At 38.8% G+C, this 19883-nt stretch carries 18 protein-coding genes; 5 read left to right on the forward strand and 13 right to left on the reverse strand.

Annotated features, from left to right (window positions below; all coding sequences use genetic code 11):
- The first annotated feature begins 6 nt into the window (after positions 1 to 6).
- The 3 genes from N3I35_18435 to N3I35_18445 all read left to right on the forward strand — a co-directional run bounded on the left by N3I35_18435 (position 7) and on the right by N3I35_18445 (position 3558).
- Positions 7 to 1812, forward strand: a complete 1806-nt coding sequence (locus N3I35_18435; protein MCX8132062.1) for an LTA synthase family protein — start codon at positions 7 to 9, stop codon at positions 1810 to 1812.
- A gap of 98 nt (positions 1813 to 1910) precedes the next feature.
- Positions 1911 to 3269: a PFL family protein gene (locus N3I35_18440; GenBank protein MCX8132063.1), complete on the forward strand. Its 1359-nt coding sequence runs from the start codon at positions 1911 to 1913 to the stop codon at positions 3267 to 3269.
- 19 nt (positions 3270 to 3288) lie between these two features.
- Entirely contained in the window at positions 3289 to 3558 is a 270-nt protein-coding gene (locus N3I35_18445; GenBank protein ID MCX8132064.1) for an ACT domain-containing protein, read from the forward strand.
- A 70-nt stretch (positions 3559 to 3628) separates the two neighbouring features.
- On the opposite strand, the gene N3I35_18450 is transcribed toward N3I35_18445, so the two are convergent.
- The 11 genes from N3I35_18450 to N3I35_18500 all read right to left on the reverse strand — a co-directional run bounded on the left by N3I35_18450 (position 3629) and on the right by N3I35_18500 (position 15838).
- Complete coding sequence (locus tag N3I35_18450) at positions 3629 to 4978, reverse strand: citrate/2-methylcitrate synthase (protein MCX8132065.1); 1350 nt, start codon at positions 4976 to 4978, stop codon at positions 3629 to 3631.
- Between the two features lie 274 nt (positions 4979 to 5252).
- Positions 5253 to 5534 carry a hypothetical protein gene (locus N3I35_18455; GenBank protein ID MCX8132066.1) on the reverse strand — a complete coding sequence of 94 codons (282 nt, stop codon included), beginning with the start codon at positions 5532 to 5534 and terminating at the stop codon, positions 5253 to 5255.
- Between the two features lie 121 nt (positions 5535 to 5655).
- Entirely contained in the window at positions 5656 to 6045 is a 390-nt protein-coding gene (locus N3I35_18460; GenBank protein MCX8132067.1) for a hypothetical protein, read from the reverse strand.
- A 224-nt stretch (positions 6046 to 6269) separates the two neighbouring features.
- Positions 6270 to 7664 (reverse strand): asparagine--tRNA ligase, encoded by a 1395-nt coding sequence (asnS, locus tag N3I35_18465; protein MCX8132068.1) that lies wholly within the window; start codon positions 7662 to 7664, stop codon positions 6270 to 6272.
- Between the two features lie 48 nt (positions 7665 to 7712).
- A complete protein-coding gene (gene asnA, locus N3I35_18470; protein MCX8132069.1) occupies positions 7713 to 8735 on the reverse strand; it encodes an aspartate--ammonia ligase in 1023 nt (340 codons plus the stop codon).
- Positions 8736 to 8911: 176 nt separating this feature from the next.
- On the reverse strand, positions 8912 to 9643 hold the full coding sequence (gene pflA, locus N3I35_18475) for a pyruvate formate-lyase-activating protein (GenBank protein MCX8132070.1): 732 nt from the start codon (positions 9641 to 9643) through the stop codon (positions 8912 to 8914).
- Positions 9644 to 9672: 29 nt separating this feature from the next.
- On the reverse strand, positions 9673 to 11901 hold the full coding sequence (pflB, locus tag N3I35_18480) for a formate C-acetyltransferase (protein ID MCX8132071.1): 2229 nt from the start codon (positions 11899 to 11901) through the stop codon (positions 9673 to 9675).
- Positions 11902 to 12043: 142 nt separating this feature from the next.
- Positions 12044 to 12796, reverse strand: a complete 753-nt coding sequence (locus N3I35_18485; GenBank protein ID MCX8132072.1) for a thioesterase — start codon at positions 12794 to 12796, stop codon at positions 12044 to 12046.
- Positions 12797 to 12865: 69 nt separating this feature from the next.
- Entirely contained in the window at positions 12866 to 14515 is a 1650-nt protein-coding gene (gene ptsP / locus N3I35_18490; protein ID MCX8132073.1) for a phosphoenolpyruvate--protein phosphotransferase, read from the reverse strand.
- A gap of 146 nt (positions 14516 to 14661) precedes the next feature.
- Positions 14662 to 15333 (reverse strand): helix-turn-helix domain-containing protein, encoded by a 672-nt coding sequence (locus tag N3I35_18495; protein ID MCX8132074.1) that lies wholly within the window; start codon positions 15331 to 15333, stop codon positions 14662 to 14664.
- 13 nt (positions 15334 to 15346) lie between these two features.
- Positions 15347 to 15838 (reverse strand): SEC-C metal-binding domain-containing protein, encoded by a 492-nt coding sequence (locus N3I35_18500; GenBank protein MCX8132075.1) that lies wholly within the window; start codon positions 15836 to 15838, stop codon positions 15347 to 15349.
- A gap of 225 nt (positions 15839 to 16063) precedes the next feature.
- On the opposite strand from N3I35_18500, the gene N3I35_18505 reads away from it, so the two are divergent.
- The gene (locus tag N3I35_18505) at positions 16064 to 16720 is read left to right on the forward strand and encodes a DUF4397 domain-containing protein (protein MCX8132076.1); all 657 of its coding nucleotides are present in this window, start codon (positions 16064 to 16066) and stop codon (positions 16718 to 16720) included.
- Between the two features lie 48 nt (positions 16721 to 16768).
- Here N3I35_18505 and N3I35_18510 read toward each other — a convergent pair whose 3' ends face one another.
- The gene (locus N3I35_18510; protein MCX8132077.1) at positions 16769 to 17671 is read right to left on the reverse strand and encodes a hypothetical protein; all 903 of its coding nucleotides are present in this window, start codon (positions 17669 to 17671) and stop codon (positions 16769 to 16771) included.
- A gap of 169 nt (positions 17672 to 17840) precedes the next feature.
- On the opposite strand from N3I35_18510, the gene N3I35_18515 reads away from it, so the two are divergent.
- The gene (locus tag N3I35_18515) at positions 17841 to 19547 is read left to right on the forward strand and encodes an LTA synthase family protein (protein ID MCX8132078.1); all 1707 of its coding nucleotides are present in this window, start codon (positions 17841 to 17843) and stop codon (positions 19545 to 19547) included.
- A gap of 91 nt (positions 19548 to 19638) precedes the next feature.
- Here N3I35_18515 and N3I35_18520 read toward each other — a convergent pair whose 3' ends face one another.
- Positions 19639 to 19881, reverse strand: a complete 243-nt coding sequence (locus N3I35_18520) for a phosphopantetheine-binding protein (GenBank protein ID MCX8132079.1) — start codon at positions 19879 to 19881, stop codon at positions 19639 to 19641.
- Between the last annotated feature and the right edge of the window lie 2 nt (positions 19882 to 19883).

Here is a 19883-nt window from a genome sequence, read left to right on the forward strand (position 1 = left end):
AATGTATTGAAATTCTACAAAGACAAAATATGGTATTCCACTTTGCTTTCTATACTGATGAAAAGTATAGTGTTTATTGGATTTACAGTTGATAAAACACATTACAGCTTTAATCTGACCGCTGCTTTTAAAAAAGCATTGCCCTGCATATACTATTACGTAAGCTTCATAGTTATCTTTATTTCCTTTGCTTTTCTGTTTAAAAACCGGGCACGGGTGTGGTATCTAATTATTGTTAATTTGCTGGCTTCAGTGCTTATCCTGACAGATCTGCTGTATTACAGGGGCTTTGACACCATGCCTTCTTTGCATTTGCTTCAGCAAACTGCAAATCTGGATAATCTCTCAGACAGTATATTTTCGCTATTACATTGGATCGATTCAATTTTCTTCATAGACATTATTATTTTGATAGTATTTTTGTTAAGAAAGAAAGAATTGTACAAAAATGCTGAAAGAGCCATAACTGCTTCAGTAGTAATGCTGCTAGTATCAATCGGAGTAATAGCATATATTCCCGTAAAGGTAGATGTACTTAAGTTTAAAGACCCTGCTATTTACTATTTCCGTTTGTATGATCCTAATATAACAGTCAGGAACCTTTCTCCGATAGGATATCACATTTTTAATGCATATGCGTTTTGGAAAGACAGTCAGCCATATAAAATGACCTCAGCAGAAGCTGATGAAGTATCCTCATGGTTTGAGGAAAAGAAAGAATTCATTTCTGATAACAAGTATAAGGGTATGTTTATAGGCAAAAACTTGATATTCATACAGCTTGAGTCCTTTGAGAGATTTGTTCTGAAACAAAAGATTTTTGGTCAGGAAGTAACTCCAAACCTTAATAAAATGCTTGAACACAGTCTGTATTTTCCAAATACATACGAACAGGTCAACCAGGGTCAGAGTTCGGATGGAGACTTGATTGCCAATACTTCAGTATATCCTTTAAGACAGGGGAGCACTTTTTTCAGTTATCCTTACACAGTATATAACTCTTTGCCAAACCTGCTTAAGGGTATCGGCTATTACACAATTGCCCTTCATCCTGACAAGGGCTCCTATTGGAACTGGATGCCGGCTTTGGATTCTATGGGCTTTGACAAGTGTGTAGATTCCTCGGGGTTTGTTATCGATGAGAAAATAGGTATGGGATTAAGTGACGGTTCATTCTTAAAACAAGTAGAATCCATACTGGCGAAGCAAAAACAGCCATTTTATTCCTTTATGGTTACACTGTCGAGTCATGCTCCGTTTGATCTGCCTGAAAAGTATTGGGAGCTTAAGCTGAATGAGGAACTCGACAAGTCTACTCTTGGAGGATATTTCCAAAGCGCGCGCTATGTAGATACACAAATCGGATTTTTTCTGGACAGGTTGCGGCAGGATAATCTCCTGGATAACTCAGTCATCGTAATATACGGCGATCACTGCGGTGTCCATAAATTTTATCCCAAAGATGTTCAGAAAATCAGTAATCCTGAGAAATGGTGGCTTGAAAATAATGGACAAATTCCTTTCATTGTTTATCAAAACAATTTCCAGGGTGAAGAGATAAAAACTATTGGAGGCCAAATAGACATCCTCCCTACTGTTGCATACTTAATGGGAGTTGATGAAGAGAAATATCAATACACATCAATGGGTAGAAACCTGCTGAAAACAAACAGGAGCTTCGTTGTGTTGAAGAATAGAAAATTCATATATGATCCGGGTAGTGAACAGTTCAAGGAGTCTGCCGTTAAAGGCCTGGATCTGGCTGACATAATCATTAAGAGCAATTATTTCAAAAAATATATAAAGAATTAGCAAAACGAGTGAATTTATCGGGAAATTATTATAGTAGCGCTTTTTGTAAACTAAGTGTAAAATATATATGTATTTTAAAACACTCAAGGAGATAATCAATGATAAGTCCTTTTGAAGTTATGGAAACTATAAAAATGATACAAGAAGAAAATCTTGATATCAGAACCATTACCATGGGTATATCACTTAGGGATTGCTGCCATTCTGAAGGTATTATCGCCCGTAAAAAGATATATGATAAAATAACACGGTTTGCATCAAATCTGATAAAAGTGGGAGAAGATATAGAAAAGGAATACGGCATACCCATTATAAACAAGAGAATATCTGTAACCCCCATATCCATGATTGCAGAAAGCTGTGACGAAGAAGACTATGTAAGATTTGCAGAAACCCTGGATAAAGCTGCTGAAGCTGTGGGAGTAAACTTTATCGGCGGTTTTTCGGCTCTTGTACACAAAGGCTATACAGTAGGTGACAGAAAGCTTATCAATTCTATACCTGAAGCCTTAAGTACAACAAAGAAGGTGTGTTCTTCAGTAAATCTGGCTACCACGAAAGCAGGCATAAATATGGATGCCGTGAGCGAAATGGGGCAGATAATCAAGAGAACCGCTGAACTGACAGCTAAAGACGACGGTCTTGGCTGTGCAAAACTGGTAGTATTCGCAAATGTACCTGAGGATAACCCGTTTATGGCAGGCGCATTTCATGGAGTCGGTGAGCCGGAATGTGTAATAAACGTAGGTGTCAGCGGTCCAGGTGCTGTAAAGTGTGCCCTTGAAAAGGTAAAAGGCGCTGATTTCGGTACAGTAGCCGAAACAATCAAGAAAACAGCCTTTAAAATAACCAGAATGGGACAACTTGTTGCACAGGAAGCTTCCAGAAGGCTTCATGTGCCCTTTGGGATAGTAGATTTATCTTTGGCTCCTACACCGGCAATCGGGGACAGTGTAGCCTATATCCTGGAGGAAATGGGCCTGGAAAAATGCGGTACTCATGGTACTACTGCTGCGTTAGCCCTTCTGAATGATGCGGTAAAAAAAGGCGGTACAATGGCTTCCTCCTATGTAGGAGGTTTAAGCGGTGCCTTTATACCAGTCAGTGAAGATGCAGGCATGATTGATGCAGTCGTCAAAGGTGCTCTTTCCATTGACAAGCTCGAAGCTATGACCTGTGTCTGTTCAGTTGGTCTGGACATGATTGTTGTTCCGGGTAAAACCAGTGCTGAAACAATTTCGGCGATTATAGCAGATGAAGTAGCTATTGGAGTAATTAACAATAAGACAACAGCTGTCAGGATAATTCCGGCACCGGGCAAAGATGTGGGCGACATAGTAGAGTTCGGCGGCCTGCTGGGTTCCGGACCTGTAATGAAGGTTAACGGATTCAGCAGCACAGAGTTCATAAAGCGCGGCGGAAGAATTCCGGCCCCAATACACAGTCTTAGAAATTAAACGAGGAGTGATAACTATGGTGAAAGCGGTTATAACCGTTATCGGTCAGGACAAAGTGGGAATAATAGCTTCTATCAGCAATATACTTGCAGAATTCAATGTCAACATACTGGATATTTCTCAGACAATCATGCAGGAAGTTTTTACTATGATAATGATGACTGACATTTCTCAAATGAATACAAGCTTTTCCATACTGTCCGATAAGCTTGAAAACAAGGGAAAAGAGCTTGATTTATCAGTTAAGATCCAGCACGTGGATATTTTCAACTCCATGCATAGAATATAGCTATCGGAATTCCCTGAAGCAGGTAAGTATTTAAAAAGGCGATACCCTCAAGTATCGCCTTTTATATTGTTTATCTTTCATTAATCGGAATATATGTCTTACCTCTTACAACACTCTTGTAAGCCGGTCTTATGATTCTCTGTACCCCTATTAGCTCCTCTATTCTATGAGCACACCAGCCTACAATTCTTGATACAGCAAAAATCGGTGTAAACAATTCCGGCGGTATATTCATCATACTGTAAACAAAACCGGAGTAAAAATCGACATTTGCAGCTATATCCTTACCGGAACCCTTAACCTCCATAAAAATCTTTGGAGCCAATCTCTCGATTGTTGTGTAAAGATTAAATTCATCTATTTTTCCTGTTTCCTTAGCCAAACCCTCAGCCTTTTCTTTTAGAAGAATGGATCTTGGATCCGAAAGCGTATATACCGCATGGCCTACACCATAGATAAGTCCTGATTTGTCATACGCTTCTTTTCTCAATATTTTCGCGAGATACTCAGCTACTTCTTCTTCATCTGCCCAGTTGGATATATTTGCTTTTATATCCTCCATCATACTCATTACTTTATTATTTGCTCCACCATGTTTGGGACCTTTTAGAGAACCGACAGCAGCCGCTATAGCCGAATAAGTATCAGTACCTGAAGACGATACTACCCTCGTTGCAAACGCAGAGTTGTTGCCCCCACCATGTTCTGCGTGAAGAACAAGCGCAAGATCAAGAAGTTCTGCTTCTTCACTTGTATACTTATTATCAGGTCTGATAAGATACAATATATTTTCTGCTATGCTTAATTCAGCCTGAGGCATATGTATAAAAAGACTTTTGCCTCCATAATAATGTGACTTTGCCTGATATGCATAAGCTACCATTGTAGGGAAACGTGCAATCAATTCAAGACTTTGCCTCAACATATTGCTTAAGCTTGTATCATCCGGATTTGGATCATAAGAATAACATGCAAGAACACTTCTTGCCAGCTTATTCATAATGTCCATACTAGGCGCCTTTAATATCATGTCTTCAGTAAAATTGTCCGGAAGTGTACGGTACTGTCCGATAAGTTCATTGAATTGGTCAAGTCTGGCTTTGTCAGGAAGCTCCCCAAACAAAAGGAGATAGCATACTTCCTCAAATCCAAACCTTTTCTCACTCTGAAATCCTTCTACTATATCCCTTACGTCTATACCTCTGTAGCTTAGGCGGCCTTCATCAGGTTTTCTTTCACCTTCGTCTATGACATAGCCATGCACCTCTCCTATACCGGTGAGTCCTACCAATACTCCTGTGCCGTCACTATTTCTCAAACCTCTTTTTACATTATATTTAGTATAAAAGTCAGGATCGATTTTACAGTTGTTCTCAACTAAATATGATAATTCATTTATTATTTTCGTCATTTTATCCATAGTCATTGCAAGCTCCTCTCAATCCCATAAATATTGTTTATTTTATCACAAACACAACAAAGCTGCAAGGATGAAAAGCAACTATGTCAAAAATCGAATAAATATGACATTTGCTATTTTTTATGCTCCTATTTTGCAAGCTTCTCAAGACGTTGCATGTATAATTATACTTTCTTGTGAATAATTAATTACATCTTCCTTCATATCCGCATCTGGAATTTCTTTTATGCATTAATTCAGATAAGCAAACTAAACAGCATTACCAACCTGTAATTCAGCCGTTCAAATAACAGTCCACACATAAAACATCACCTTCCGGCTCATCCTTATATGCTTTTTTCAATTCCTTACCGCATTTTGCGCACTTGACAATCGCAAACACATCCTCGCCGTCATCAAAAAGATAATTCCCGCATGTTTCCTCACAACCTTCACCCATACACTCTTCACACTTTTCAGAAGGATAACCGTGAATACACTCATACCTTTCCTCACCGCTCTCCTCAGTTATTATACTTTTTAGATTTTTACAGCTGTTGCACACGCATTCTTTCATTCCTGCTTTCTCCTTTAAAAAAACAATAGAGGTAGTATAACTACCTCTATAATTCTAATATATACTATTATTCCTGTCTATCAGAATACTATTATCTTACTTCCTAAAAAGTATATTTATTTTATTGCTTTACCGGAGCAGTACTTCTCTTGAATATCAAATACCCTATCCACCCAAATATCAGTGCCGTTAGAAGCGCGTGATAATTCATGTATCCGTATGAGGCAAGCAATCCCTGAAAAACGTTTATTACCTGAATTATCCCATATGTAAAAAAACCTATATACAGCATTTTCTGATTAAAACCTGCATATGTCAATAATAACCCAAGTAGAAAGATATAGTACGCTATTGAATAAAGAAGACTTCCGACACTGATAAATTCGTTTAGGATCATTACACCCAATCCACCAATCAGAAGAATGATATCAAGTGGAAGCAGAATCTTAAAAAAAGAATGATTGCTAAAAAATGTTTTAAGCTCATTGCTGATATTCTTAAAAGCTCCCATATACGCACTCCTTTCATATAAGTCAACGATTTATGCCGCACCGGCACAAAGAGTTGAATTTTTAAATCACAAATACGATCAGTAATATAAATATGGCTTTGAATATCATAGTAGAACTAATAAGTTAACCTGCCCAGCCGGTTTGATGAAATTCAAAAGGCAGATATGAGCAATTCACGCTCACATCTGCCTTTTGCCGTATAATTATCAAAACTCTGTTATTGTCAGAAATCCGCAGACTTCGTAGTCCTTGGAAAGGGAATGACATCTCTTATGTTTGTCATGCCTGTCATATACATTATGGCTCTTTCAAATCCGAGTCCAAACCCGGCATGTTTGGTTCCGCCATACTTCCTCAGTTCAAGATACCACCAGTAATCTTCCTTGCAGAGGCCAAGCTCATCCAGTCTTCTCTCCAAAAATTCAAGCCTTTCTTCCCTCTGACTACCGCCAATTATCTCTCCTACACCAGGTACCAGCAAGTCCATTGCTGCCACGGTTTTGTTATCATCGTTAAGTCTCATGTAAAAAGCCTTAATTTCTTTCGGATAGTCGGTTACAAAGACCGGCTTTTTGTACACTTGCTCAGTAAGATATCTTTCATGTTCTGTCTGCAGATCACTTCCCCATTCCACAGGGTATTCAAACTTATCCTTGTTTTTCTTCAATATTTCTATAGCCTCAGTATAAGTTACATGTCCGAAATCAGAATTTACTATATTATTCAATCTATCCAAGAGAGTGTTGTCAACAAAATTATTGAAAAACTCCATTTCTTCGGGAGCATTTTCCATAACATAATTAATAATAAACTTGAGCATATCCTCAGCAAGTTTCATATCATCCTTCAGATCAGCAAAGGCTATTTCAGGCTCTATCATCCAGAATTCAGCGGCATGCCTTGCAGTATTTGAGTTTTCAGCTCTGAAAGTAGGGCCGAAAGTATATATGTTTCTGAACGCCATGCAGTATGCCTCACCGGCAAGCTGTCCACTGACCGTCAAATTTGTTGCCTTTCCGAAAAAATCTTTTGAAAAATCGATATCACCCTGTTGGCTTTTAGGAATATTATCAAGATCAAAGGTGGTAACCCTGAACATTTCTCCTGCGCCCTCGCAATCACTCCCAGTTATTATCGGAGTGTGAACATTTACAAAACCTCTTTCCTGAAAAAACTTATGAATGGCGTATGCAGCCAGCGACCTGATTCTGAATACCGCTGAAAACGCGTTCGTTCTAGGCCTTAAGTGTGCAATTGTTCTCAGAAACTCGAAGGAATGTCTTTTTTTCTGCAACGGGTATTCGGGTGGGCATTGCCCTTCAACTATTATTTTGTCGGCCTTTATCTCAAAAGGCTGTTTTGCATTTGGTGTTTCTACTAGTTCGCCTTCTACTATAATAGATGCACCGACTCCAAGTTTGGATATCTCTTTGAAGTTGGATATCCTGGCCTCTTCAAACACCACCTGTATGCTCTTAAAGAAGGAACCGTCATTTATCTCTATAAATCCGAATGTTTTGGAATCCCTTACAGTCCTCACCCATCCGGAAATCCTAACAGTCTGATTAACTGATTCTTTTATTTCTCTGTATAATTGCTTTATCGTCTTATTCAGCATATTGGGTTATTCCTCCCTACAAAACCAGAATTATATATATGTTTTCCCTTATAGCAATTTTATATTTGCTTTTTCACATTCTTCAATCATTTCACCAGGCCATACAGAGGCTTGTACTTCCCCTATATGAGCTTTTCCAAGGAAAAACATGCATATTCTGGATTGACCTATCCCGCCGCCGGCAGTATAAGGGAGTTTTCCTTCAAGTAAATCTCTATGGAATTTATAATGCATACGGTCCACACAACCTGCAAGCTTTAATTGAACCGCAAGTGATGCTTCATCTACTCTTATTCCCATTGATGATACTTCAAAAGCCCTATTTAGAACCGGATACCAGAATACTATATCACCGTTAAGAGACCAGTCATCATAGTCGGGAGCTCTTCCATCATGCTTTATGCCTGATTTCAAAGTCCCACCTATCTGCATTATAAACACAGCTTTTTTCTCTTTTGAAATCATATCTTCTCTTTGTTTCGGGGTAAGATGGGGGTACATATCTTCCAGTTCCTGCGTAGTGATAAACGTTATGTTATCCGGAAGATATCTGTCTAACGAAGGGTATAAATCGCATATGTAGTCTTCTGTCCTTTTAAACACCCTAAATATGCTTTCTACTATCTCTTTCAGTTTTTCTACCGTACGGTTTTCTCTTGAGATTATAAGCTCCCAATCCCACTGGTCTACATATACAGAATGCAGATTATCCAGGTCCTCGTCTCTGCGGATAGCATTCATATCTGTATATAATCCTTCATCCATGCTGAAGCCATAGGATTTCAAGGCCATACGTTTCCACTTCGCCAGTGAGTGTACTATTTCAACAGTAGCACCTCCTATGCCTTTGACATCAAACGCAACAGGTCTTTCTACTCCATTGAGATTATCATTCATACCGGTTTCCGCACGCAGATATAACGGTGCTGAGACTCTTGCAAGGTTTAGTTGTTTTGCTAATTCATTTTCAAAGAAATCCTTTAATACTTTAATAGCTCTTTCGGTTTCTCTGACGGATAAGGCAGGTTGGTAATTGTCAGGAATTATAAGGTTATCGCTTCTTCGCTCCATACTATTTTTGTCCCCTTTGTCAAAAATATTTTCAAGAGAAATTATATCACTTGAATACGTAAAAATCCAATTATATAATTCTCAATTTTTATATATATATCAAATGGTTTCCACATTTTGATATATTTCTTCCAATGATATCAATATAGTATATGTAAAAGGATGCCTTAATAATCTTAAGGCATCCTTTTCATCCACCTGCTTTCCAATATGTTTATTGCTTTTTGTATCTGCTCTTCAGTCGGGCTTTCTATTCCTTCAAGAGGATATTTTTCCCCCAACTTCTCCCACTTGAAGGCTCCCATATTATGATAAGGAAGAACTTCAATTTTTTCTATATTGTCCAGTTCCCCAATAAACTCAGCTGCAGCTTTTAAATCACTTTCATCATCCGTATATCCGGGCACCAGTACATACCGTATCCAAACAGGAATTCCCTTTTCACTGAGGTAGCGGGCAAACTTCCTGATCTTTTGGTTACTCACGCCTGTCAGATTAATATGCTTTTCATCTATCGCATGCTTCAAATCCAGCAGCACCAAGTCGGTAAGCCCAAGCAGACGGGTTACCTTTTCCGTATCAATAAAACCTGAAGTGTCTAAAGCAGTATGTATTCCCATCTCCTTGCACTTTTCAAAAAGCTCTGTTACGAATTCAGCCTGAAGTGTAGGTTCTCCCCCGGAAACAGTTATTCCACCGCGTGAAAACTTCATATAGCTGCTGTATTTCTTAAGTTCCTTGATAATATCATCAGTGGTATACCGGCTGCCTCCTGACGCGTCCCAGGTATCTCTGTTATGACAGTAAGCGCATCTCAGCGGGCATCCCTGCATAAATACAACAAACCTGATGCCAGGCCCGTCTACTGTACCAAAGGTCTCAAATGAATGTATGTTTCCGGTAATCATATAAGCTGCCCCCATTCATTACACGATTTCTATATATGTTCATGCAAAGTTCTGTGTATCACATCAAGCTGCTGTTCTCTCGTCAGTTTGATAAAGTTAACGGCATATCCAGAAACTCTGATGGTCAGTTGAGGATACTTCTCGGGATGCTCCATAGCATCAAGCAGGGTCTCCTTCTCAAAAACATTTATATTTATGTGATGCCCTCCCTGTTTGAAATATCCGTCAAGCAGCGCAGCAAGATTATTTATTCTAGCTTCTTCATTTCTACCCAGAGCCTTCGGTATTACAGAAAAGGTATATGATATTCCATCCTGTGCATACTCATAAGGCAGCTTGGCTATGCTGCTCAGGACTGCCAGCGCACCTTTGATATCCCTTCCGTGCATCGGATTTGCACCAGGAGCCAGAGGCTCTCCTGTCTTTCTTCCATCAGGGGTATTCCCTGTCTTTTCCCCATATACAACATTTGATGTAATGGTAAGGATTGAAAGCGTAGGCATCGAATTCCTGTATGTCCTCTGCTTTCTGAGTTTATCCATAAACATTTTCACCAGCCAGGTCGCAATAGAGTCAACACGGTCATCATTGTTCCCATATTTAGGATAATCTCCTTCCACATCAAAGTCAACAACTATACCTTTTTCATCCCTTACAGCTTTTACGCGTGCATACTTTATGGCACTCAGTGAATCAGCTACTACAGACAATCCTGCTATTCCGCAAGCCATGGTTCTGAAAACCTCCCTGTCATGCAGTGCCATTTGCAACCGCTCGTACGCGTATTTATCATGCATGGAGTGGATAATATTAAGGGTATTCATATAGAGTCTCGCCACCCAATCCAGAACCATATTGAAACGCTCTACCACGTCATCATATTCCAGATACTCCGTATCTACTGCAGAAAATTTAGGGGCTACCTGGCTGCCGCTCATCTCATCCCTTCCACCATTGATTGCGTACAGAAGTGCTTTGGCGAGATTGCACCTTGCACCGAAAAACTGCATTTGCTTGCCAAGTCTCATAGCCGATACGCAACAAGCAATACCATAATCATCTCCCCAGTAATGCCTCATGATATCATCACTTTCATACTGAATAGAGCTGGTATGGATAGAAAGCTTCGCACAAAATTTTTTAAAGCCTTCAGGAAGATGTACCGACCACAAAACTGTCAGGTTGGGTTCTGGTGCCGGCCCCAGGTTATTCAATGTATTCAGAATCCTGAAGGAATTTTTTGTCACAAGAGTCCTTCCATCCAGACTCATCCCTCCTATGCTCTCAGTCACCCATGTAGGGTCTCCGCTAAAGAGTTTTTCATAATCAGGAGTTCTAAGGAATCTTACAATCCTCAGTTTGATGACAAGCTGGTCTATAAGCTCCTGCGCCTCATCTTCAGTCAGCTTTCCCTCCCTCATATCTTTTTCGATATATACGTCCAAAAACGTAGAAATTCTACCTATGCTCATGGCTGCGCCGTTTTGTTCCTTCACTGCCGCAAGGTACGCAAAATACAGCCATTGCACAGCTTCACGTGCGTTTCTGGCAGGACCCGAAATATCAAAACCATAGCTGAACGCCATTTCTTTTAGAAGCTTCAGGGCTTTTATCTGCTCGCTTATTTCTTCCCTGTTTCTAATAGTCTCCGCGTCTATGTAATCAAATTCCAGATTGACCATCTCATACTTTTTTTCATCGATAAGCCGATCAACACCGTATAAAGCAACACGCCTGTAATCACCTATTATTCTTCCTCTGCCATAAGCATCAGGTAGCCCTGTTATTATACCTGCTTTTTTTGCTCTCATCATCTCGGGAGTATATACATCATACACACCGTCATTGTGGGTTTTCCTATATTCAGTGAATATCTTAAGTACATCCGGATCTACTTTTTTGCCATAGGATTCGCATCCCTTTGTTACCATACGCATTCCGCCAAAAGGCATTATAGCCCTTTTCAAAGGCTCATCTGTCTGAAGTCCTACAACTTTCTCAGAAACTTTATTGATGTAGCCCGGCTTATGGGCGGTTATGGTTGAAACAGTACGGGTATCTATATCAAGCACTCCACCGTTTTCCCTTTCCTTTGCCAAAAGCCCTTTTACCTGTTCCCATTGCTGCTTAGTAGAGTCCGATGATCCTTTAAGAAAACTGTCATCACCCTCATATGGAGTATAATTTAGCTGAATAAAGTTACGCACATCTATTTCCTCACACCAGTTTCCTTCGATAAAATCTTTCAATGCATCCATTCGTAATCACCTCAGGATATATTTACCCTTATTTTGTGCATTGTATCCAAAATAAATTAACCTGTACTATCTAAGTTCAATATGACAGTACATGTCAAGAACAAAATCGGACTATTTATCTTTACCGGTCATTACCCCCATGTTATTCAAAAACCCATTCCAACCTTGCAGTGAATGCCTTTTTTTGAGTTGTATGATTCATCCCCTGAAAAAAGTATACTCCATGGTTTTCCGGATAAATCCCTTTACCGATGGTTATTTTATCCCCCAATTTGGTTTCAGACAGCAGGTCTATCCTGAGTGAATCCAGCTGTCCCTGCATTGATAAATCCCCGAAAAAGCTGTCCATTATCCAATCGATGTATTTTGCATTATTAACATGCCTATTTACATCTATATCGCTATAAGCTGCAGTAATATGACTTTGTTCCGGCAAGTCACATTCTATCTTCAATTTATCAAGCTTTTCATCAATCCCATGTTCTTGCTGATTTATTGGTATACCCTCAGGTATAACATCTGACATTTTTTTGGGTCTCATTGTATCCTTGTCAAGTACCAGCCATGATGTGGTAGCTGAACACACAAGCTCACCGTTTCCCTTGAATATTAAAAAATCTCTCACGGCAAATAAGCCATCAGTTCCTTTCGGCCAGGTTTTTACCCTTAACTCGTCTTTCCAGCCTGCAATACCGTACACTTTAACTTTAGCTCTGGACAAAACCCATATAAGTTCAGAATTATTAAAACTCTGTATATATCCAAGTTCCAGATTGTTTGCATGATTTGCAGCTGCCTCCTGCATGTAGCTAAACAATGAACCGGTTTTTATTCTGTTTTTGAAATCAACCTCACTAATTTTTACACTAAAGCTTTCTTCCCAAACTTTTCTCATAGTTCAACCTCACTTAGTTAATAAGTATTGAATATCCAGCAAACTCAGCTAAACACCAATATATTCCAGTCACTCATTCAAGGCTTTACAGGCACATTTGGCTGCCTCCTCCACGGTAGTGCTTCTTATTATATCCTTTATTACAGGTATTGCTGACGGGTTCATGCTGAACACATCAAGCCCCAACCCCAGTAAAATTTTTACCGTTTCAGGGTCTGATGCCATCTCTCCGCACATCGCCGCATATATTCCATGTTTGTGTGCCTGGCAGATGCAATCCCTGATAAGTCTTAAAACATCCGCATTCAGGTAATCATTGCATGCTTCGGTTCTACTGCTTCGTTCCGTTGCAAGTGTATACTGGATCAGATCGTTTGTGCCGATACTGAAAAAATCAACCTCCCGAGCAAGTATATGAGCCGACATCGCAGCTGCAGGTGTCTCTATCATAATGCCTACTTTTATGTCATCACAAAAAGGAACCATATCCAGTTTCAGCTCGGTTTTAGCTTCCTCCAAAACCCGGTTTGCTCTTATTACTTCCGATACATCTGTTATCATTGGGTACATGATACTGACATTCCCATATACTCCTGCTCTCAATATAGCTTTCAGCTGAGTCTTAAAAATATCCTTTCTTTCAAGGCAAAACCGTATACCTCCGTTACATATAGAAGGTTTTGCTTCCTTATCAAGCCTGAAATAAGGAAGTTCTTTATCACCGCCAATATCAAGAGTTCTTATCGTAACCCTCTTCTGCCCCATTTTAGAGACTACTTTTTTATACTCGTAAAACTGGTCATCCTCTGAGGGAAAATCACTGCTGTTCATATATACAAATTCCGTTCTGAAAAGTCCTATTCCCTGGGCCCCACTATTTAGAACCTCCCCGACATCTGTTCCGCTCCCAATATTCGCCTCAATAATAAATTCCCTACCATCAAGTGTGACAGCCGGTAAGTTCTTAAGTTTTTTCAGTTTATCCCGGTATTCCTTATGTTCCAGCTTCTTCGCTTTATATAGATTTATGGTATCCTCACCGGGATTCAAAATAACCTCGCCTTTAAAGCCATCAACTATAATAATGTCACCATTCCTGACTGCTCCTACAATGCCGTCTATACCTGTGACAGCAGGGATACCTGCTGTTCTGGCAATGATAGCAGTATGTGATGTACTACTTCCCTCTTCCGTTACAAATCCCTTCAGTCTGCACTTATCTATGGCAGCTGCATCCGAAGGAGAAAGATATTTTGTGACTATCACTGATTCTTCAGGTATGCTGGAAAAATCCGGGAATCCCCCGGAAAGATTGCATATTATTCTGTTTCCTACATCTTCTATATCAAATGCCCTCTCTTTCAGATAGGCATCATCCGTTGTCCTGAGTGAATCAGATATCCTTTTAGCTGCCATTTGTACCGCAAACTCAGAATTAACGCTCTCATCAATAATAAATGACTTAATTGATGATATAAATTCCATATCGTTCAACATAGCTTTATGTACTCTAAGTATCTCAATAGAATCTGCATTTCCTTCATCCCTTAGTTTTAAAAGAAACGCATCCAATTGCCGCTCAGATTCATTAACTGCTTTGATCAACCTGGCAATTTCCGATTCACTATCAGAAATTATAGCTTTTTCTATACTTATATCTTTATTGACTATAAAGGCTTTACCGACTGCTATACCGGCTGAAGTTCCGATCCCCTTCATACTTATTACTCCATTTTTATATCCGAATACTAATAATAATTATATCAGAATAAAGTAATTATTTTACCTCTTATGCTGGTTGACTTAAGAAAAAAAGGCAGCAATCAAATAAATTTTGACTCCTGCCTTATGTTCCCTAACCATATCTACAGCTTAACCTCAAGTCTCACAAGTCTTGCCAGTATTTTCATACTCCTAAGCTGCACTGTTTCCGTCATCATTTTTCCGTTATTACTTAATAGCATAATTTTATCACTGTCAAGTTTCTTAAGCTGCCTTACAACTCTGTTTCCATTAATCTCTACAAGGCAAACAGCGTTATTTTCCACTTCCCCTGTCAGATAGGCAAATGCCAGATCGCCTTTGACAATCCTGAAACCGATCATATCATTATCCTGGATTTCCAAATAAAGGACCTTGTCTTTTGCATATCCATCAATTTTATTTGAAACTACAGGCAACTGCTTTGTATGTAACACCTTATCAATGCTATAGTCGTAAACAGGAACAGCCTTCAGTACAGATTCAAACGCATCATTCCATACTTTTTGGACTTCGGGCTGTGGTAACTTAGCCGGAGTTTTGCTACTCTTTTCCTGTTTTTCAGGCACCACATCGGATATAGGAAGCATCATTTCACTGATTTCTTCTCCCAGGGCCTTTGAAACTCTTTTAATCAGGTCATCACTCAATACTTTTTTTCCTGATTCCACTTCTATTATGAATTTTTCAGCGACACCTACCATTTTTGCAAGCTGCTTCTGAGTTATACCCTTCGCTGTTCTTACACTATTTATCCTGGAACCGATTCTACTCATATTTCACCTTTAATCAACCGCAGCACTTTTTATATTTCTTCCCACTTCCGCAGGGGCATGGATCATTTCTTCCTACTTTATTACTGACAGCTATTTTTGATCTTCTATATTCTGAAGTTATTTCCTTCCTCTTTTCTTCAGCTAAAACATTTTCCCATTGAGGTAAGCTATAAAGCCAGTCTGCCTTAGCTTCAAGCATGTTGAAATACAGTTTCTCAAAATCTATATTCAGTTTGATATCCGAGTCTTCCTGCAGACTCTCTAAATCTATTGACTCAACAAGGCTGGTGTTTATACCGTCTAAAAAACCTGTAAAGGTAACTGCATCCATATTAAAGGTCTGTACTAGTTCGTTCAACTTTCCGATATAGACCTTATCATGGTTTTCAAGAATTATTTCATAGTTATCTTTTTCTTTCTCAAAATAATTCTTCCAGAAATTATCATATTCCTTTGGCGCTCTCTCTTCCTCAGCAAGTGCTTTCCAATCATCATACAAGCTCATAGAAAAATTCTCTCCTTTGATCAAAAAAGTATTATGCGGGTAAAACCCGTTGAACTGGATATATTCCTTATTGGGAAAATATCCCCTTATTCACAACAATTATGTGTATATGCATGGCATTGCTTATTATATCATATTTTTTATGTTTGGCTATAGTTATTAATTAACCTATTTTATGGTAACTTCATATATTGAAGTATACAAAATTTCTAGGTGGTGAAAAATGTGTTTGAACGCTATTGCTACTTTCCGTATGATCCATATAACAGGGCTCCATCAGATATCTCCTATATCAGAATCCTTCATGCATCTCCGGGTGCACCTACTGTGGATATATATGCAAATGAGAATATTATAGCACGCGGCCTGGTATATAAAGGCTTTACACCATATATCAGGGTTAATACCGGTGTTTATAATATAAATGTTTTCCCATCCGGACAAACTTCAAACCCTGTTTTGAGTACCAGTATAAATATTCCTCCTCAATCAGTGATGACAGTTGCAGCAGCAGGCAGACCAGCTGAGCTGAGTCTTTTCCCGATTAATGAGCCTTTTGTTCCAACAACACAGGGGAAAGCTTATGTAAGATTTGTACACCTGTCACCGGATACACCAAGCGTTGATATTACACTACCCAATGGAACCATACTTTTCAGTAATGTTGCTTACAAGGGTATTACAGAATATATACCTGTCGATCCGGGAACATATATCCTGGAAGCACGTCCTACAAGTACTGAAGTTATAGCTCTATACGTACCCAATATAACTCTTCGTGCTGACAGATTCTATACAGTATACGCAGTTGGTTTGTCCGGAGGTACTCCATCACTGCAGGCACTCATACCCTTAGATGGAAATTCGTATATAAAGTTTTAACAATATACCGGCTCAATATCATAAAGGGCATCCATAATGCCCTTTATATTATTCATTACAGAAGAACTCATACTCCCTTGACCACTCGCAAACCTCTCCAGGTGCTATATTTATATCTATGAACACTTCAGGGCTTATTACATGTGTAGTCCCCCATAATGCAATAAGTGAAGCAGGCAGGCAGCTATACTCCTTCACACCTACTCCGCTTGGCATATGTATAAGTTCCCAAATGTGCGGATTTCCTTTTTGATAACCTGCCGGGCGGTTGTAAAAATCGGACTCAGGCTGCTCCTTCCATGTAATAGTATTTCCGTCAGCTTTCAAAATCCTGCCTTCAGGAATATCATCCAGTTCTACATCAAAGGACATTTTCAAGGAGTAATCAGGACCTACAAGCTGTCCGTTTATACCAATAAAATTATGATAGTATTCATGGGTAATAATCTGTTTTGTTCCTGTGTTTTTCAGCCGGTATTCGATCTTAAGCTTGTTGTCGCATACCCTGAGCAGCTTTCTAAGTTCTGCAGAATAGCCATTTGCTTCCAACGGCCCGGAAACAAACTCAATATAGTCTTTGCCTGTATTGACTTTTATAGGAAAAGGTTCAATTTCATAATTTTCTGCAAAGGAATAAGGTGAATCATCCTTCCTTGTAAGCAGTCCAACCCCAAGCTTAGGAAATTTTCCACCGGGTTTGGTTTCATCATAACCAATAGCGCTGCTTATACCAAATTCGTTACACAGGCCTGCACCACCGGTTCCTATACCAGGCTTCAGACTTTCTGGCACACAAAACTTATATTTCTTATCCAATTCCACCTGCGTTATAAATCCTGTCCAGTCAAAACGTGAGCCTTTGTAAAAAGTGCCAGGTTTGGAAACAGTCACTTCCAGCCTTGTTGTGGCGATAACAGTTGAATCTTCCAGAGTATCCAAATCATATATCATTTTATATACCCCCTAACCTATTGGTTACACATGTATTATATTTCATTTAGAAAAACTAAAAAACAAAAATGTAATAAATTTATTTCTTTGTACGAAAATGCATAGTTTCTGCCTTTTTTTATAAAAAATAATGTAGAAAAACACTTTTATATACCCAGGGGGAAGTAAGATGGAAGAGCCAATTGTACTAAAACGTGTATTTTCCGAATTTAAAAACCTGAAACACAAAATTGATATCAATGCCGCAGCAGTATTCCTGTTGTTTTTTATTTTCAACACTCTGAAAGTCTCTGTTTTCAATTTATTTATCACCAGCTCAACACTAAATACCGGAAGTATACTTTATAAGCTTTTATTGTCTTTCTCTATTACTTTTTTATTGTATGAATTACTCTTACTTTTTTCAAGCAGAGTACTTATCTCTGTTTTTTTCGTACTTCAGACAGTCTACATATTTGCCAACCTCTCATATTACCTGTATTTTCATTATTACTTGCACCTTTCACAGTCGTCTGCTCTGTTTTCGGAGGGTCTTGGTGCAGCAGGCCATTTCGCTATACCTAAAAATCTGAAATTGTTGATACTGCTAGTTGATCTACCCTTTTTCATATTCTTTCTGCTTCTATATAAAAGAATTCTCGAATTAAAGAGAAAGCTTCATATTATAAGAAAGTTTATAGCCCTAATATGCCTCTCAGCCATACTGATCACTGAAAGCTGGAATTATGTCCACAACTACTCGCTGGCGCATTTCATTAAGGACTACTCCTCTTACGAAACACTTATAGTAGAAAGATACGGCACAGTTGTAAATAATGCTGTAGACAGCTGGGTTAACAGAAACGACCAAAAGCTGATTAATTCTTTAGCATACGGTAAAACAATTTCCGCAAAACCTTCGGCTGCTCAAAAACCTAATTTTGTCATAATACAGGTAGAATCAATGGACTCAAATATAATCCGCAAGCAGTATAATGGTAAATACATAATGCCGTTTTTGAATTCAATATCTGAGGAATGCATTTACTATCCATATACATTAAGCTATCACAAGGCAGGGGGAACCTCAGACTGTGAATTTTCTACCATGAATAGTATTGAGCCTTTGGATAACTTCCCGTCCATGAAGATAAGCAGCTATACATATCCAAACTCATTTATAAAAATCCTGTCTGCAAACTCATACCATACAGCAGTATTTCACGGTAATACGGCATCCTACTTTTCGCGTGATAAGGCATATGTCAAAATGGGATTTAAAGAATTCCACGACATGCAGAAAATGGGATTGGGCAATGTAGGCTGGGGCGCACCGGACAAGGATGTGTTCGCTTACACCTTAGGCCAAATGAAAAAACAAATATCCCCATTTCTCTATTATGTAATTACCATGACAAGTCATGGTCCTTATACCAACGCAAATTATTACTATGATAATAATAACTACGACGGTATTAATAATGTTGTCGTCCGGGACTATTTCAACTCCATGTCTTATGTAGACCAAACTCTAAACTTTTTTGTTGATTTTATAAGGGAAAATCTCAAAAACACCTATATAGTAATTCTGGGTGACCACACTCCCGGTATATATAATGATATTTTCAGACAAGCATCTTTTTATCTTGACGGGAAGTATTTCGAACTGGTTCCTGTCATGATAATTACTCCTGAAGGGGAAATACGTAAGGAAGAAAGCATTTCAGCTTCATTTCTTGATATTGCACCTACAATACTCAGTAAATCAGGTGTTTCATTCCAATACAAAACCAATGGAATTAACCTTTTTAGCTATAAAAGTGCAGGAAGCATCCCATACAAAGGATCAGATTATGACCGGAAATTAATATATGAAAAAGTCAGTCCTGTAAATTAATCATCCTGCCTGAACTATCCCCACAAGCCCCAAGTTTATAAACTTAAGGCTTTATGGGGATAGAAATGCACTCCCCGCTCATTACAGAAAACTATACTTTTTCTTTAATATACGAAACCAAATCCCCTACAACCTTAAATCTGTTAAAATCCAGATCCTCGTCTTCAAGGTCAAGATCAAATTCCTTCTCCAATGCAATAATAGCTTTTATGAACTCAACAGAATTTATGCCCAGGTTAATCAGTTCATCTTCTATTTCGATTTCTTTGCCTGCCAGTTCACTCAACTGTTTATTCAATATTGCAATTATCCTGCTTTCTACTTCGTTAGACATAA

Source organism: Clostridia bacterium (assembly GCA_026414765.1).
Classification (GTDB): Bacteria; Bacillota; Clostridia; order Acetivibrionales; family DSM-27016; genus SKW86.